A 17,132-nucleotide genomic window follows, 5' to 3' on the forward strand; every position below is an offset into this window, starting at 1 on the left:
CCGGTGTTCTCAGCGGGAGAAAGCAGGCGGCGTGCCGAGGTGCTCGCGACCGGGGCGGCACCAGTCGAGGGCCTCGCAGCCGACGCAGTGCCGACCGGGGTTCGGGGGGTAGGAGGTGTCCCGCAGCCAGGGACCGGCCATCTCCGCGACAACCGCGCGAGCCTCGTCGACGACGGAGGGGAGTCCGGGGTCCAGTTCCTCCAGGCCCCCGTCGTCCGGGTAGAGCATTTCCAGTTCGATCCGGGACCGGCGCATGTCCCCGCCGAGCACCCCGGAGGCCATCATGAGAACGGCGAGGGCGAGCTGGGGGTAGGTGCGCATCAGCGGCCTTCCCTCCCACAGGTGGTTGCCCGCAGTCTTCGTCTCCCGCCAGATCCACCCGCCTCCGCGTGTGTGCAGGAGGTCGGGGGTGGCGATGACGACGACGTCGAGTTCGGGGTCGTAGCAGGTCAGCTGCGGCTGTACGCGCACCTGCTCGCCGGGGCCGAGCCCGTCGAGCGGGCACAGGGCCGCGTGCTCGGCGATCATGCGCGCACCCGCTCTGGCCTCGTCGCCGCTGAGGGCGTGTCCTCCGGCGGACCAGTCGCCCGGGTCCTCGGGGCCCGCCACGTGCCGGCATCCCCGGGCGGGAAGGGCGGTGTGCCGCTCGTTCAGCCAGGCGTCTACGGCACGCCCTCTCAGGATCGCGGCACTCTCCGGACGCGGGGACCTCAGCTTCAGCTGCCGGGTGAGATGGAAGCGGGCCGGGCACTCGTGGTGGGCTCGCAGGTCGCTGGCGGACACGCTGCGCCGTGGGCGCGGTCTGCCGGGAGAGAGGGCCAGCACGCCGGGAGCCCGGTGCAGCGCCGTACATCCGTTCAGCGCCTTGCACCCGACACAGCCGGAGCCGGGAACGTGCTCGGCGCCGTCCACCGCCCGGCCCAGGGCGGGTACGGCATGCTCGGCATAGCGTTCGCGGACCTCCTCCATGTCCCAGTCGATCAAGACGGCGCTGCCGCCGTCGCCACAGCCGACGCCCACGACCCGAACTCGCCGGGGACGGGTCGTACGAGCGGAGGGCAGCCCTTCCGTCGGTCTGTAGGGCTCGCCGTATTCCGCCGTGCTCGGGACGCCGAAGGCGACGGTGTGGGCCGCGGCCGCCAGCTCCGCCTTGGAACGTTCCTCGTTGACGGTGCCGAAGGACAGCAGCCACAGTTCGCGGACACTTCCGTCGGAGGAGGCGTACCGGCGTCCCCAGGCGGTCTGCTCGTAGCGCGTCGCGCCGCGATGGTCGGGTGACCTGAGAACCTGCCCTGTCACCCACTCGTCCCGGACGGGGTGGGTGCGCGCCGCCCCTTCGGCCTCCTCGGCCGCGCGGGCGGCCAGATAGCGGGACGCCGCGACGGCGGTCCACTCGACCAGTCCGGGATGGGCGGGAGGGCGGCCTTTCCGGTCGAAGGTGCCACGGGTTCGGCGAAGGTCCTCCATCGCCTGCGTGACCGTCACTCCCTGATGTTCAATGAGGTCGAGCATGTCCATCAGCGGTTTCAGGGTGAAGCCCTGCAGCCGCTCGTAGCGGCGTGGCGACCCGGGAGCGGCCCGGATCCAGGGACGGGCCTTGACCGCTACGGCGACGGGGCAGTCCCGGGTGTCTTCCCGTGCCGAGGGCAGGCCGGTGCGCACGAGTGAGCCATCGCCGGCGGTGCCCAAGGGGGGAACCCAGGTGGTCATCTGAACCCCTCTGTTCGATCGCGGCATGTGAGTGGGGCTCCTGTGGCGGAGCGGCAGTGAGTGGTCTCAGGAGAGCATCTACTGTGAACTAAGTCAAGCGATGAACTCTCCTCTCTCAAGTTCACGCTACACTGCTTCCGTCGTTACAGAAGGCGACATAGGCGATTCGCGAGACAGGTGTGAACGCCGGTCGGAAGGTGGACATGGAGCCTGGGGACATGCTGGACAGCCGCTATCGGCTGGAGAGGCTTCTCGGCCAGGGCGGTATGGCCGAGGTCTGGGAGGCCTACGACACGCGGGACGACCACGAGGTCGCCGTCAAGGTCGTCCGCCCCGTCCGGGACCTCGTTGGCCACTGGTTCGACACCGAGAACATGCACCAGGGCCGGACGGAACTACACGGTCGATTCCGGCGGGAGGGGGAGGTGCTGGCCGGCCTGAGACACCGGGGCATCCCGGAGTTGTACGGCAGAGGCACCCACGGAGACCGCCCCTACATCGCGATGCGGCTGGTGAAGGGCAAGTCGCTCCACCGGTTCCTGGAGACCCAGTGGCCGTTCGCGCGGTCCGTGGTGATCGCGATCGCCTACCAGATCGCCGACGCCCTCGCCTGCGCGCACGCCGCCCAGTTGGTCCACCGCGATCTCAAGCCGCACAACGTGGTCATCGACCGCGACGGCACCGTCGTTCTCATCGACTTCGGGATCGCCCTGCCCCTGCGCCCCGGTGTCACCCGCTACACGGCACAGGGAACGACGGTCGGCAGCAAGGGATACATGGCGCCCGAGCAGATCAGGGAGGAAAGACTCACCCTGCACACCGACCTGTACGCCTATGGGTGCGTGATCCACGAGCTGTTCACCGGTCGGCAGCCGTTCGGGACCGAGACGGGGCTGAGCATCGTCAGCCAGCACCTGGAGAGCGCCCCGCCGTCGGTCCACGAGTTCGCCCCCTGGGTGCCGGACGACATCGCCGAGATCATCCTGCGGCTTCTGGCCAAGAACCCCGGCGACCGGCCCTCTGACATCCATGCCGTGCTGAAGGTGCTGAAGCCCTACCTTCCCGTCCCGGGAGAGACGGCTCCCGACCCCCGGGTCGACCCCGACCCGACGCTCGGGTTCAGGGAGCCGGACGGATCTCCCGCCGCTGCCGTACGCCAACCCCCGGCGGCACCGCGGGCCGCTCGCTCACGCCGCGCGGCCACCTGGGTGAGTCGCCGCAACGTCGAGGAGGTCCTGGCCGAGGTCGGTGAGGAGTTGGCCGAGGGGCGGGCCGGACCCGCCACCGAGCGCCTCGCCGAGATACTTCCCGCCGCGCGGCGTGATTTCGGTGCCGACCCGCTGGTCCGGAGGGCGCGGAGGGCGTGCGCCGACAGCCTGCGTATCGCGGGAGACTGCGTCCGAGCCGGTGACCTCTACCGGCAGCAGGCCGACGACCTCGGCCGGGCGTCCGATCCGGCGGCCCGGGCCGAGAGGCTCGTCGCCCTGCTCAGGGTCGCCGAATGCCGCATTCCGTCCGGAGAGATCGACGCCGCGCTGGACGGCCTGCGCGACGTGGTGGGCGAGGTCGTCGCGCTGCCCGCCGAACTCGCCGAGCCGATCGTCGTCCTCTGCGAGGATCTCGGTGTCGAGCTGTCCGAGCTGCGCCGTGAGACGGAGGTGAACGAGATCCTCGCGCCGATCAGGCGCCGCGGAGCGTGATCCTCGTCAGATGAGCGGTCACTCGGGGAGGTGCGTGGGGTACGGGTGTCACCCGCCTCCGATCGTGCGACGCCAAGATCGGCCGGGCGATCGCTCGCGTCCTGTTCCGGGAAGTTTCCGGTGGAGATCATGCCAGGATTCCCGGAAGCCTTCCGGCGGCGATGCCGTCGGTCAGCCCGTTGACCAGTTCCCTGCCGATCGTCCCTGCCTCCCGCAACGACCTTTCAAAGACGGTGAGTCGCCGGAAGGCCTCGCCGTAGCGGCGCTGCTCCTCGAGAGGAAGCCGTAGTACCTGCAGCCTGCGGACATCGATGCGGGAGGATGTCGAGGCGTGGGTGCCTGCCTGCCTCGCGTTGGCCGGGGCCCGCAGGCAACCGGCCAGGAACCACGGGTCGAGCAGTGCCGGATCCACCCGAAGGGCGAACAGTTGCGAGCCCAGCACCGTGGGGGCATCGGTGTCGACCCAGGCGCCGAACGCCCGGTAGGCCCCGACGACCACCACCTCCTCCGGGACGGTCACGGTGAGGGTGCCCGCCGTCTCACCCGCCCAGGCCTCGCGCCCAGGTAGCCAGCCGGACGGTCTTCCTCCGACCAGCACGTCGGTGACGGTCAGCAAGGGCACGGCGTCATCGGGGGCGTCACCGGTGCGCACCGCGCCGTCCGCCGGTTGCTGCCCGGCCCGCAGCGTCATCGCACCCGCCCTGACCAGGTCCCCCACGGTCACCGTGCCCTGCCCCGCCGGTTCCTCGCCGCTCAGTTCGAGCGCGGACAGGGTCGCGGTCAGCTCCCGCAGTTCGTGGAGCAGGGTGCCGAACCGGTTCCACGAGCGCCGCAGGCCCAGGTCCGCGGAGGCCGCCGCCTTCGGGATGTGCCGCGCCGGGGTGAGGTCCACCTCGTCGTCCAGAAGGTCGATCACCGGAACCACGGTGTGACCGGCAGGCAGGTCCCTACCCCCGTCTTCCGTCCGGATGGCCGAAACCACGCGCCTGTGCAGGAGAGGCCAGTCGATCGCCGCCCTGCCGGTCCGCTGAGTTCCTCCTGACAGCTCCGGTTGCATATCGGCCGCATCGACCAGGAGTACCCCGGCACCGGGCCTCGTTCCGTCTTCGGCCGGTGCTCGCAGGACCCACATGTGCAGCGCGACGCTGTGCGGGGGTGCGGCTCCCGGTGGCAGGGCGATCACCGCGCGCAGTACGCCGGTACGGAGTAGCCCTGCCCGGATCCGGCGCCCCGCCCTGCGGGAGGCGACGCCGGGCGGCATCAGCAGCACCGCCGTCCCGTCGGGCGCCAGACGGCTAAGTGCGTGCTGTGCCCAGGCCAGCTCCGGTTCGGTGCGTGGAGGCAGGCCGTACGTCCAGCGGGGATCGGTGGCGAGCTCCTCATAACCCCAGTCACGTTCGTTGAACGGTGGGTTGCACAGCACCACGTCGGCACGGACGCCGGGATGGGGGTCGGCGCGCAGCGTGTTCCCGGCCCGGATGTCCACCTCCCACCCGGTCTCATGCCCCGGCGGATGCCCGGCGAGCAGGATTCGTACGGCGGCCAGTGCCGCCTGGGTCGGGTCGACGTCCTGGCCGAGCAGTTTCAGCGGGATGCCCGAGGCGGGCGCTTCCACCTTGCCGGCCCACTGCCGGGCGGCGGCGAGCAGCAGACCGCCGGTGCCGCACGCGGGGTCGAGCACGGTGCCGACGTCACCGGCCTCGTCGTCGCGCGACAGCTCGGCGACCTTGGCCATCAGGGCCGCCAGCGGGCGTGGTGTGACGCCGATCTGCCGGACGTGGGTGTCGAGCCAGCGGCCGAGCAGGAAGTCGAAGGCCTCCCGTGCCCCGTGTTTCCTCGCCAGGCCGACTGCGCGTTCCACCAGGGACCGCTGAGCGTCGGAGAGGCCGGTGCCGTCCGGGAACTCCATTGCCGAGTCGGGCCGGGGAGGGGAAGCGGAGCCTGAGGAGCCCGTCTCCTCCCGGACGAGCCGGGCACCGACCACGGCGATCGCCGTCCCCATCGCGTCGCGGTCCCCAAGTGCCTCGAACTCCGGCCACAGCCGTTCCCTGTCGCCGACCTCGTCAAGCTTCCCCTGCTGTCTCAGCCACTCCTCCACCTGGGACAGCGCGAACTGCGGGCTGGTGTCCGTGCCGCCGACCGGCGCGGGAAAGCTGTCGTGGCGACGGCGCCAGTTGCTGACGGCCGCGCGCCCGACACCGGCGATCCTGGCTATCTCCGCCAGAGTGACGGAGACGGAAAAGTCGGCAGAAGGAGGCATTGTGTCTCCGGGTAGGGGACAGAAAGGTGACGACCCCGGAAGGCGCGACGACGGCGTGTGCCCAGGTGGGCAGGCACCCTAGCTTCCCGAGAAGGTCCTTTCGGCAGCCTATCCGTTGACTTAGTTCACCGTGGAGCCGGCCCGGCCGTGGAGGCTTGACCAAGGGCGATGTCGAGGTCCTCTCCAGCCCACCCGATGCCGTCTCTCCAGATCGTCGTGACGGTGAAGGCGGTGGACAGCACCCCCGGAGCCCACGCGGGCTCGGGAGCCTGGGGGAGTACGAGGAACAGGTGCCCGGCCCGGTCCCCGCCGACGTGCTCGACCTCCCTGATTCGGAGTACGGCCTCGCGCACGCGCTCGTAGGTGTGCCCGCCCTCTTCCAGGACCTCGTACGGCATGGTCCCTTCCGGTCCCTTTGCCGTCGCGAGGATCGTGGCCGGGAGGCTGGACGGGGATCGGCGATGGTGGCCCCTGTGTGAAGACCGCGTCACATTTCTGGAAGCGTCGGAGATGTGATGGAAGAAAGCATGGGCGCCGGGTGGTGGATGTATGTGTACCATCCGTAAAATGTCAGTGTTGCCGACCGAATCATTCGCGGACGGGGAGTATAGACAGGGCCACCGACACTTCTCGCCGAGGTTGTTCTTCGCCTCACGGTCGATGCGTCAGATTGCTGGTTGCCTTAGGCGTTTGAGCTGCAAAAACAGGGGATCTCCCTTGGTTTTGCTTTTATTTTGGCGGCGGGTTTCTTTGGGCGTTGAACGCCATTGAAGATGCAGAATGTGGTGTTCCCGTTACGCTCATGATTGTGAGAGCTGCCCGGCGTCCGCGATTATGTCTTTACTTTCTTGCCGGTTCCATGTGAAGATCACTTCGGCCCAAGAGCGTTTACCGGAAAGGTCGGAGTGAAACCGCAGAAACCAAGACCTGGCGTTCTGTTCCGTAACCATCGCCGAGCCTCACTGATAGTCGCGGTAGGGGTGTCCACCTCGCTCCTCGTGACCCCCGCCGCAGCCGCCCCCACCCCCACGCCTGCCCCCACCTCTGCCGTTCCCGTGTCGCGACCGGCCGCCACTCCTGATCCGGTGAAGGCGGCCCAGCAGGAGGCGAAACGGCAGAACAAGCAGGTCGAGATCGAAACCCTGCACACCGAGAACTCGACGACGGTCGCCACAGGCGACGGTAAGACGCTGGGCACCTATGTCTACAGCCAGCCCGTCCGCGTCAAACGAGACGGCGTCTGGAAGAAGGTCGACACGACGCTGGTCGCGGAGAACGGGGTCGTCAGGCCTCGGGTGGCCAAGCTGGACATCAGCCTGTCCGACGGTGGTGACACCGCTCTGCTGACCGCCAGGGGCGAGACGCTGGGGGCCGAGAAGGACAAGGCCGGAGAGGTGAAGATCTCCGCGCCGAGCGAACTGCCCGCGCCGAAGTTGTCGGGCAACAGAGCGGTGTACGAGTCCGCCTACGGTCGCGGCGTCGACTTGGTGGTCACCGTGACCCCGACCGGTTTCCACCAGGAGATCGTGATCCGGGAACGGCCCGCCAAACAGCTGAAACTGCCGATCTCCGTCGATCTGCCCGCGGGGATGGAGTACGGAAAGACCTCCGCGGGCAAGGCCGCCGTACTGGCGGGAGACAGGCCGGTGGCTGATCTGGCCTCGGTGCGGATGCTGGACGCCACGGCGGCCGAAGCTCCCGGGTCCGGTCGCATGGGTGCGGCGACGACCACTGTTCAGGACAAGTCGAGCGGGCCGGTCGTGGTGCTGTCTCCGGCCGAGGGATTCCTCGCCGATCCGCAGGTCACCTATCCGGTGACGCTGGCCGCGGCCGGCTCGGACTGGTACGGCGCCGGTTATCCCGACGACACGTTCATCAACAACAAGACCTGGGGCACCGGCGGCCCCAACCAGGGCATGTTCAAGCTGCTGGTGGGCAACGGCGGCAACGCCATCTCCAACGGCGACACCAACGATCCGAGCACCATCTGGCGCAGCTATCTGCGCTTCGACCTGACCGGCGCCCCGTTCATGGGCCGGCCGATCCTCAACGCCGACCTGCGGCCGTGGAACTACCGCTCCCACGCCTGTGGCGACGCCAAGGGCGACATCGTCGTCCGCCGCATCACCAGCAGCTGGAGTGTCAACTCGCTGAGCTGGAGCAGCCAGCCGTCGGTGACCACCAGCGGGCAGGGCATCAAGGGCAGCGCGGTAGGAGACCACTGCTCCGGCGACCTGACTTCCCGGGACGTGTACTACACCATCGAGGGCATCGTCCGGGACTGGGCCGCCGGCCAGCCCAACCACGGTCTGCGGATCAGCGCCCTGCAGGAGGGCGGCGTCATCAACTGGCGCGAGTTCCGCTCGGCCAACTACACCGACTTCGACGGCCACCCCCCACACCTCTTCGTCAAGTACGAAGAACCCGCGCCAGAGCCGGAGACCAAGGGCATGTTCCTGCCCTACTTTGCCAACCCCACGGTCGGCGACGACCTGGACCACAGTTTCGGCGTCGACACGTGGCCCTCGGCCCCGGAGATCACCGAGACGCAGGCGTTGCGGCAGCGTGAGGAGTCGCCGGACTATGTCATGGAGGACTCCACGCTCGGCGTGGGCGTGCCCGACGATATGAGCGCCGAGGAGTGGCTCGACGCGATCGAGGCGGTGCACCCGACCGACCCCGATCCCGAGCCGCCGACCGGCCCCGACACCACCCCGCCCACGGTGAGCGGCACCTACCCGGAGGCCGACGCGATCGGCACCCCGGTGGGCGAGCCGGTGCGCGCCGGGTTCAGCGAGCCGGTCACCGACGGCGTGATCGTGGTGAAGGGCCCCGACGGCACCCCGGTCACCGGCACGACGACCACGGACGACGCAGGCCGGGTGCTCATATTCACGCCCGGCGCGGCGCTGGCGGCCAACATCCGGTACACCGCCGAGGTGAGCGGCGCAAAGGACGCCGCGGGCAACGTCATGGCGGCTCCGCACGTCTGGTCGTTCACCACGATCGTGGAGAGCACCGCGCCGACGATCGTGCAGACCGTTCCGGCCAGGGACGCCACCGGGGTCGCCGCCACCACCCCGGTGCAGGCCGTGTTCAGTGAGGCCGTGCAGGAGGCCCAGGTCTCGGTGAAGAACGCCGCGGGCGTCGCGGTCGCGGGCAGCGCGGCGATGGACGCTGCGAACACGGTGCTGACCTTCACGCCCACCCAGGCATTCCCGCGCGGCACCCGCTACACCGTAACGGTCAGCGGCGCCAAGGATGCCGCAGGCAACGCCATGACGCCCGACAGCTGGTCGTTCACCACCAACAGCGTCGGCCTGGTGGCGGCCTACGGCATGGAGGAGGGCACCGGTACCACGGTCGGCGACTCCTCCGGCGAGGGCAACACCGGCCTGGCGCAGGGCACCAGCTGGTCCAATGACGGCCGGCACGGCAAGGCGCTGTCGTTCAACGGCACCACCAGCCTGGTGACCGTCGGCGATTCCCCGTCGCTGGGCCTGACGACGGCCATGACGTTGTCGGCCTGGGTAAGTCCGACAACCGTCGACGGCTGGCGCACCATCCTGATGAAGGACGACGGCGAGAACGAGGAACTGTCCTACGGCCTGTACGCCTCCAACGGCACCACCCCGTCCGCGTGGTTCTCGACCGAGAACACGGCAGAGGTGACGGTCAACGGCACGGCGCCCTTGCCCGCCAACGCCTGGCGGCACGTGGCCGTCACCTACAACGGCACCACCGCCCGCCTCTACGTCGACGGCAGCCAGGTCGGCCAGACCACCACCACCGGCCCCCTGCTGGATGTCGACGGCGACCTGCACATCGGCGGCAACACGATCTGGGGCGAATACTTCAGTGGCCTCATCGATGAGGTCCGGATCTACAACGTCGCCCAGACTGCCGCTCAGATCCAGGCCGACATGACCACCCAGATCGGCGGCTCGTCCCCCAACCCGTCCCCCAGCCCTTCGCCCTCGCCGAGCCCGTCTCCGACCCTCACACCGTCCCCAGTCCCGGGACTGGTCGCGGCCTACGGCATGGAGGAGGGCAACGGCACCACGGTCGGCGACTCCTCCGGCAAGGGCAACACCGGCCTGGCCCTGGACACCGGCTGGTCCAATGACGGCCGGCACGGCAAGGCGCTGTCGTTCAACGGCACGACCAGCCTGGTCACGGTCGCCGATTCTCCGTCGCTGCGACTGACGACCGGGGTGACGCTGTCGGCCTGGGTCAGGCCGACGAACCTCACCAGCTGGCGCACCATCCTGATGAAGGACGACAATCAGGCCGAGATGTTGTCCTACGGCCTGTACGCGTCCAACACCGTCGTCCCCTCCGGATGGCTGGCCACCGGCCTTGAGGAGATGGTGACGGTCAACGGCGGCACGGCGTTGCCCACCAACGCCTGGCGGCATGTGGCCGTCACCTACAACGGCACCACCGCCCATCTGTACATCGACGGCGCCCAGATCAGCCAGACCCCCGCTACCGGCGGCCTGCTGGACGTCGACGGCGACCTGCACATCGGCGGCAATGCCATTTGGGGCGAGCACTTCAGCGGCCTCATCGACGAGGTCCGGATCTACAACATGGCCCAGACCCAGGCGCAGATCCAGGCGGACATGACCACCCAGGTCGGCGCGGCTCCGGCCGGGGCCCTCGCGGCGTCGGCACTCAGCACGGCGAAGGCGGCCGACTCCGCACCGGAAATCGCGAAACTGTCGGTGTCCGGCTCCGTTGGCGCGCCCCGGCTCAAGGCCTGGCTGACCGGCCCGCAGGACCACCGGGCGAAGGTGGAGTTCGAGGTCGCCCCCAAGTCGGCCAAGTCGGCCCAGCCAGCCAAGCATAAGAAGCCGATTTGGTCCGGCACGACCGATTCCGCCGGGAGCGCCACCGCCACGGTCAGCATCCCGTCCGGTCTGCTCGCCAACCGGCAGGAGGTGCGCTGGCGGGCCCGGACCACGACCGGTAAGTGGTCGGCCTGGCAGCCGTTATCCGCCGCCCTCCTGGCGGCTCCGCTCGTCCGACCCTCCATGGATAAGCAGGAGGTCCGTAACGTCGCCGCAGCCAGGACGTTCCCCTACAACCACATGACCGAGTCGGAGTGCCAGGACGCGATCGCCGCGATCAACCGACCGGACCTGGTCAGTTCCATGCACCGACGGGGCTGGTACTCCAAGAACTCCTACAGCATGTGTTACGCGATGTGGATCGGTGAACGCGACGAAGACTCCAGCGTCAACCGCGACGACCCGCTGTTCAGCGACACCAACTGGTACGGGCGGCTGACGATCCTGTTGAACAGTTATGTCGGCAAGGGCCACAATGCCGCCACCCCCAGGATCGCCAGAAACGGCCCTGCGGGCTACAACAGCCGGGACATCAAGGTCAAACTCGCCGTCACCGACATCAACCTCGTCAACGCCGACTGGGACGACCGCGCGTTCCGGGTCAGCCTGGGCGAGTCGGCGGACTGCGCCGCCACCTTCGTCGACACCGACGGCCAGACCAAGCCGTGGGGATACGGCAAGGAGCTCACGGTCGCACAGTGGCGCAACCGCGGGCCGATCGAGATCAAGCTGAGCGTGCCGGAGAACGTGCGGTCGACAAGCCCGGACAAGGGGAATACGTGCAGCATCAAGCCGTCTATCAAGTACACCCATAACCCCGAGTTGATGGACAGCTACAAGACGCTCAATCCGCAGTTCAACGGCAAGGCGTGGGTGCAGAACTTCATCTGCGACAGCGCTGACTGGATCAAGGCCTACACCGGTGGCTGCATCGTCAACACCGTGCGTCCGGTCTTCATCCTCAACGGCAATGACGCCAAGGTGAAGGAGTCGGCCGCGCACTGGGCGGACGCGCTCTTCCGCCCCGCCGCCACCGACCCTGGCAGAGGAACGGCCAAGAAGATCCCCGGCCGGTTCAACTGGCAGGACCCCGGCTGCACGCAGGGTCAGGCTCCCGTCTGCCTGCATCGCACCCGGGACACGGCCACCATCAACAGGAACCGCGGCGTGTCGATTCCGGAATGCCGAAGAGCCTGGCCGGGATACAGCGGCCACTGTGACGAGTTCCCCTTCGCGTCAACGGTCGAGGGGGCTGCGAACACGAGCTACGACTATTCCGTGCGCACCATCAAGGGCTCGGACAACTGTTCTTCCGGGTCGCGGACGAGCGTGTTCTACCAGCGTCACCGTATCCGTGACAATTTCTCGTTCTGGATGGATATCATCGAGAAGGGTAAAACGGCGCCGACGGGTGGCGCGCCCGGCGTCGTCGTCACCGATCCGCTTCCGGAGGAACTTCCGGAACTCGATCACGGCACCTGTACGGTCGACGGAATAGGAGCCAACATCATCGGCCCCATTCCCCCCGCCCGATAGATGACCAGGGTGAGGGCGGATTGTTCACCGCCCTCACCCTGCTATTTCCTGGAGCGTTCACATGATCGAGATCGAGACCGCCTGCCTCACCTGGATCAGGACCGGCGATCTCGACCAGGCGGTCCGGGCGTTCGGCGGACACCCCCTCGTGGCCGAACCGGAGACCTTCGACGGCCTGTTCGGCATCGCCGCAGAGGACCTGCCCGACGACGCCACCGGCGTGGCCCTGGTGGCCCGCCACGGGGAGTGGGCCGTGATCGTCGAGCCGTTCGCGTTCCGTGGGCTGAGCGAGACGTTGCTGGGCCAGGTCGCGGCCAAGGGCGAGGCGTTCCGGGTGGCGTGGACCATCAACATGGCCACCTTCGTCAGCTACGTCCGTGACGGCGAGGTCGTCGCGTCGTTTGACGCCCTGGATCTCGACGGCGCTCGTGGCCGGGAGTGGCTCGACGGCCTGCCGGTGAGTGAGGCCGACTGGCGCGCCGACTGGAAGGCCACCGCGTTCGCCGTGGCGGAGCACCTGTCCGGAGTCGTCATCGACGACGACTGGACGGCCCGGCCCCACGCCCTCCACTGGTTACGCCCGGTGACCGTCGGCGCGCGCCCGGCCCTCCGAGTCGACGGGCGCATGCGGGCCATCGCGGCCATCGACCCCCGCATCGCCCGCATCATCGCCGAACCCACGCCCGACCGGCTGCCGGAGATCGTCGGCATCGCGGCCGGTCTGGCCGTGGCCACGGCGGGCATCGACGGCCCCCTGGTCGAGGAGGCGCTGGGCCTGATCGCGGCCGGCGAGTGCTCCGCCGAGCTGGCCGGGCGGCTGGGCGTCTTCCGAGCGGAGTTCGCGCGACGGGCGTCGGGGGCGTTTCAGGCCTCGCCCGACAGCGCCCGGGAGCGGTACCCCTCGCCGGGCCATGACACCGACTATGGCCGATGGATGGTGAAGGGGGCCGCCGCCGAGGCGTTGATGACGGCGGTGAACCCGGACATGGATCTGTTCTGGCGGGCACAGCAGGTCGTCAACCAGTCCGGCGGCACCTACCTCAGCGAGGAGAACAGGGACATCGACCGCCACTACGCGCTCGGAATGGTTGTCACCTACCTCGACTCCTGAGTAACTGCGAGCCGGGGACGTTTTTTCTGGCAGCGGCCACTGCCGTTCTGGAAGATGGCGTCGACGTTCTCATGCCGCCCACTGACGCTGGCTGGGGGCGGCTGTACATAAAATATTACGCGGTAAAGTCACTTTTGGTGGCCCTGGAGCCGGAAGGCCGTTTCGGGCTGTCGCCAAGCCTGGAATATGCTAAATCGGCGACCGCGAGCCAGTATAAGTCAAATGATACCTATGACCTCCTATGTGTACTGCAGGTCATTGACTTCTGCATGGCAAATGGCGACAATGCCATTTCGGGTTAGTTGTGATCTTTCTGTGGTTGGCTGATGGATTCGGTTGAAGTTTGTTTTTGAGACCCGTTTGGTGTTGAAGGTGATGGTTCTTTGATGTCGATGCCAAGGGAGTCGGCGACCTCTTTCAGGGGCAGGCCGGCCCTCAAGGTGAGCCGGCGCGAGTATCCGGCGACGTTGGGAACTCGCCGCCACGACATGGTCGAGAGTCCGCTGAAGGGCGGCCATCGTGCCATCGGTGATCGTGGAGTTGGCCGCCGATGCGAGCCGGTCCCGCAGTCCGTCGAAGCCGGTGACGCTCCGCGCGATCACTTCGAGGTCGCGGTCAAGGGGCCGGCGTGCGTCCGCGCATGCTCGTTGCACGTTTCCGGTGGCCTCGGCGGCCCTCAGCGGCGTCTGGCGCAGACGGCTCACCTCCTCCTGTAACGCCTCGACGGAGTCCTCGGCGGCAGGGGGGTGTACTCGTCGCGGATTCTTCTGGCTCTGTCGTCAACTCGAACTCTTCGGGCTCGTAGTGGTCGGGCGCTTCGATCGCGTCGGGTGCTAGCGGACACGCCGTTCTCCAGTTGAGCGGCCAGATTTCTCCTGGCTGATGGCCATCAAAATTCCTGGCGTGGCCACTGGGAATCCCGGTGGGTGGCCAGGTCGATCTCCGGGTGGGCGGTCAGGTCAGCGGGATCACTCCACGCCCGGACAGAGCCTCGGCCAGGCGATGGGAGTCGCCGCTGGTCTCCACCAGGTGGGCGTGGTGCATCAGCCGGTCGACGGTCGCGGTGGCGAGCGTCTTGGGCATGATGGTGTCGAAACCCGACGGGTGGATGTTGCTGGTGACCACGACCGAGCGGCGCTCGTAGGCGGCATCGATAACGCGGTAGAACGCCTCGGAGGTCTCGTGGCCGACCGGCAGCAACCCGATATCATCGATAACGATGACGTCGCTGCGGCAGATGCGGCCGATGGCGCGCGAGACCGATCCGTCGATCTTGGCCCGGCCGACCGTGGCACTGAGAGACTCCAGAGTGAACCAGGCCACCCGCAGGTCTTTTTCGATCGCCAGATGCGACAGTGCCTCAGCGAAGTGGGACTTGCCGGTGCCGGACGGTCCGGCGATCACCAGGTTCTCCGCGCGGCTGACCCATTCCAGCGTCATCAGCGCGTTCTGGGTGGCCTCGTTGATCGTGGAGCCCTCGCGCCGCCAGGAGGAAAAGGTCTTGCCGGAGGGAAAGCCCGCGCTCTTGCGCCGGTTGCGGCGGGTCGCCTGGTCGCGGCCGACGACCTCCTCATTGAGCAGGACGCGCACGACTTCGGCTGGGTCCCAGCGTTGCGCGCGGGCGGTCGCCAGCACCTCGGGCGCCGCTTTGCGGGCGTAAGGAAAACGCATCCGGCGAAACAGGGCCTCCAACTCGGCCGGGACCGGTGGGGCCGCAGGAAGGGTGACACTCACGAGTGATCTCCTTTGACGCTGTTGGTGTTACTGAAGGCAGCCCAGGAAGCGGTGCCGGGCTGGACCGAGTGAGCCTCGTCGACACGGGTGTTTTCACCGGCGTGCTCATGCAACGCGAGGTGGTCGCAGATGGAGGCCAGATCGGCTTCGGCGAACCGGCCGTTGATCGCGGCCAGGCCGAGCGCCTCATCCACCCGGGCCGCGCCCAGCAGACTGGCCAGCTCGACCGCGCGGGCCATTTTGGTGCGGATCCGCACCACTCCGGTGGCGGCGGCCTCGATCAGCCACGCCTGCGCACCCGGCCCGATCGCCAGGAACGCTTCTTCGGCCTTGGTCCGCGGGCGAGGCCGGGGCGCTTTGGGGCCGTTGCCGCCCTCGTGCTCGGGATAGTGGGCATCGACGATCCGCGGCCGGCCCGGAACCGACAGCCGATGCCGCCACAGTTCCCTCAGACCGTGCTGACCGTGCTGCTCATCGGTGCCGGAGCGGCCGACGATGACCAACTCGTCGCCGTGGACGCGGCACCAGACCGTCTGTCCCTCGTGGCCGGGCGGCACCGAGTAGCGCACATCGCCCCAGCGGACGGTCCGGTCGTCGCAGACCAGGCGCTCGGCGCCGAGCGCGAGCACGTAGGGATCGGCGGGCAGCACGTGCAGGCGAGCGCGTTCCTCGGCCAGCATCTCGATCGGCGGCCGGTGTGTCTCGCGATGGCGGCGGCCGTTGATGTGCTCACTCCAGGCAGCACACGCGGTCTCCAACTCGGTGAAACTCCCATAGGCGGCGCGGAGGTTGGCGTGGGTGGGCACCAGGTCCGCCTTGGCGATCTTCACCGTTGCCTCCACCCCGCCCTTGGACTCGGGATCGAACGGCTCGCAGGTAGTCACCACGCACCCGTAATGCCGCCCCAGCTCGACGATCTGCGGGTGGCGCACCGCGATGCGGGCGATGTGCTCGATCGTGACCGTCTTGGGGTTGTCGGTCAGCAGATACGTCGGCGCCCCGCCCAGCCGCCGCAGCGCCGCGTCCAGGCACGACGTCAACGTGGCCAGCGTCTGATCCCAGGCGGGGATCACCACCCGAAACCGCGACCAGGCCAGCCAGGCACAAAACAGCTGCGTGCGGCGCTCACCGATCCGCGGGCCCTCGCCCCAGTCCCACTGCAGCCACATCCCCGGCTCAGGCACCCAGGGCCGGTAGACGCGCCGCCGTCCGGCCTTCCAGGCCGCCTTGATCTCGGCGACCGCCCGCCGCGTGGTCCGCTCGGACCCGGCGAATCCCATCGCGACCAGGTCTTTGTGCACCACGTCCGCGCGGATCTTCCCTTTCGACCGGTCGACCTTCTCCTCGATCTTCGCCAGGAACGCGTCGATCGCCTTAGGTCGCGGCGCCGGCTGGTGCGGGTTGCCGCCCGCCGCGCGGATCGCGATATACCGGCGCACCGTCTTGGGGTCACACCCCGCCAGTTGCGCCGCCGACCAGGCGCACCCGGTCAGGTCGTAAGCCTCGTAAATCTCCATCAGCTCCATGCCAGACTTCGTCACGGGCCCCCTCCGCGGGTCTGGGGTGCAAGGTCTCGACAACCCGCAACCCAAGCCCCCGCGGAGGGGAACCCAAGCTGTGACACACGGACAAGATCAGGAGATCGGCCTGGCCATTGACCAAGACTTTTGGTGGCCGCCCACCAGGAACCGGTGTCCGTCAGCCGCGACTTTTCTGTCCGCCGATCAAGAGTTCCACGTGACCGCTCTCAGTCGGGATCCGAATCCTCGGCTATCGCCTCGGCGGCGGAACCCGGCCGTAGCAACCTCGCGCAGGTGTCCGTGGTGAGCTCGTCGTGATTTCCGAATCCAGGGGGGAAGGGCAGGCTGAGAACGTGGATGAGCGGCGAACTCCGCTTCCTGTCGCTTCCCCTGTCGTCCGGCGGTCGCCGTAGATGTGGCGTCATCGAACTCTCCGGGGCCGGCCACACGCCTGTGCTCGTACGGCCGGGGCTTGGGGGCGGGAAGCGGGTAACCCGATCGGGGGTGTGCCGCGTCACACTGAGAGATACTAGATCGTTCCTGATTATATGTGAACTAAGCGCACGAATATTTTTTCTGTGGACATAGGACACATATATGGCGTACAGTCCAGTTCGCGCCCTTGACGGAACGGCTCCTGGGCGATCGACTTTGCAGGTCCTTTACCCCCGTTGGCCCCCGCCCGGTAAGCCTTCCCCCCGATGATCA

8 protein-coding genes are annotated in these 17,132 nt (G+C 68.2%); 3 read left to right on the forward strand and 5 right to left on the reverse strand.

The genetic code is table 11. From position 1 onward, the window contains the following. Positions 1 to 9 precede the first annotated feature (9 nt). Complete coding sequence (locus tag ACFQVD_RS41805; protein WP_343962683.1) at positions 10 to 1,710, reverse strand: PD-(D/E)XK nuclease family protein; 1,701 nt, start codon at positions 1,708 to 1,710, stop codon at positions 10 to 12. A 203-nt stretch (positions 1,711 to 1,913) separates the two neighbouring features. On the opposite strand from ACFQVD_RS41805, the gene ACFQVD_RS41810 reads away from it, so the two are divergent. Then, positions 1,914 to 3,410: a serine/threonine-protein kinase gene (locus ACFQVD_RS41810; protein WP_343962681.1), complete on the forward strand. Its 1,497-nt coding sequence runs from the start codon at positions 1,914 to 1,916 to the stop codon at positions 3,408 to 3,410. A gap of 127 nt (positions 3,411 to 3,537) precedes the next feature. On the opposite strand, the gene ACFQVD_RS41815 is transcribed toward ACFQVD_RS41810, so the two are convergent. Together ACFQVD_RS41815 and ACFQVD_RS41820 are read right to left on the reverse strand one after the other, a co-directional pair. Further along, positions 3,538 to 5,670 carry an N-6 DNA methylase gene (locus ACFQVD_RS41815; protein ID WP_343962678.1) on the reverse strand — a complete coding sequence of 711 codons (2,133 nt, stop codon included), beginning with the start codon at positions 5,668 to 5,670 and terminating at the stop codon, positions 3,538 to 3,540. 125 nt (positions 5,671 to 5,795) lie between these two features. After that, positions 5,796 to 6,068: a hypothetical protein gene (locus ACFQVD_RS41820; protein WP_343962676.1), complete on the reverse strand. Its 273-nt coding sequence runs from the start codon at positions 6,066 to 6,068 to the stop codon at positions 5,796 to 5,798. Positions 6,069 to 6,725: 657 nt separating this feature from the next. On the opposite strand from ACFQVD_RS41820, the gene ACFQVD_RS41825 reads away from it, so the two are divergent. Together ACFQVD_RS41825 and ACFQVD_RS41830 are read left to right on the forward strand one after the other, a co-directional pair. Continuing rightward, positions 6,726 to 12,059 carry a LamG-like jellyroll fold domain-containing protein gene (locus ACFQVD_RS41825; protein ID WP_343962674.1) on the forward strand — a complete coding sequence of 1,778 codons (5,334 nt, stop codon included), beginning with the start codon at positions 6,726 to 6,728 and terminating at the stop codon, positions 12,057 to 12,059. 61 nt (positions 12,060 to 12,120) lie between these two features. Beyond that, complete coding sequence (locus ACFQVD_RS41830) at positions 12,121 to 13,170, forward strand: DUF6461 domain-containing protein (RefSeq protein WP_343962672.1); 1,050 nt, start codon at positions 12,121 to 12,123, stop codon at positions 13,168 to 13,170. 954 nt (positions 13,171 to 14,124) lie between these two features. On the opposite strand, the gene istB is transcribed toward ACFQVD_RS41830, so the two are convergent. Both istB and istA read right to left on the reverse strand, forming a co-directional pair. Continuing rightward, on the reverse strand, positions 14,125 to 14,904 hold the full coding sequence (gene istB, locus ACFQVD_RS41835) for an IS21-like element helper ATPase IstB (RefSeq protein ID WP_364159275.1): 780 nt from the start codon (positions 14,902 to 14,904) through the stop codon (positions 14,125 to 14,127). Beyond that, a complete protein-coding gene (gene istA / locus ACFQVD_RS41840; RefSeq protein ID WP_386274280.1) occupies positions 14,901 to 16,430 on the reverse strand; it encodes an IS21 family transposase in 1,530 nt (509 codons plus the stop codon). The genes istB and istA overlap by 4 nt, the downstream gene beginning before the upstream one ends. Between the last annotated feature and the right edge of the window lie 702 nt (positions 16,431 to 17,132).

This window comes from Streptosporangium amethystogenes subsp. fukuiense, assembly GCF_042665875.1.
GTDB classification, from domain to species: Bacteria; Actinomycetota; Actinomycetes; order Streptosporangiales; family Streptosporangiaceae; genus Streptosporangium; species Streptosporangium fukuiense.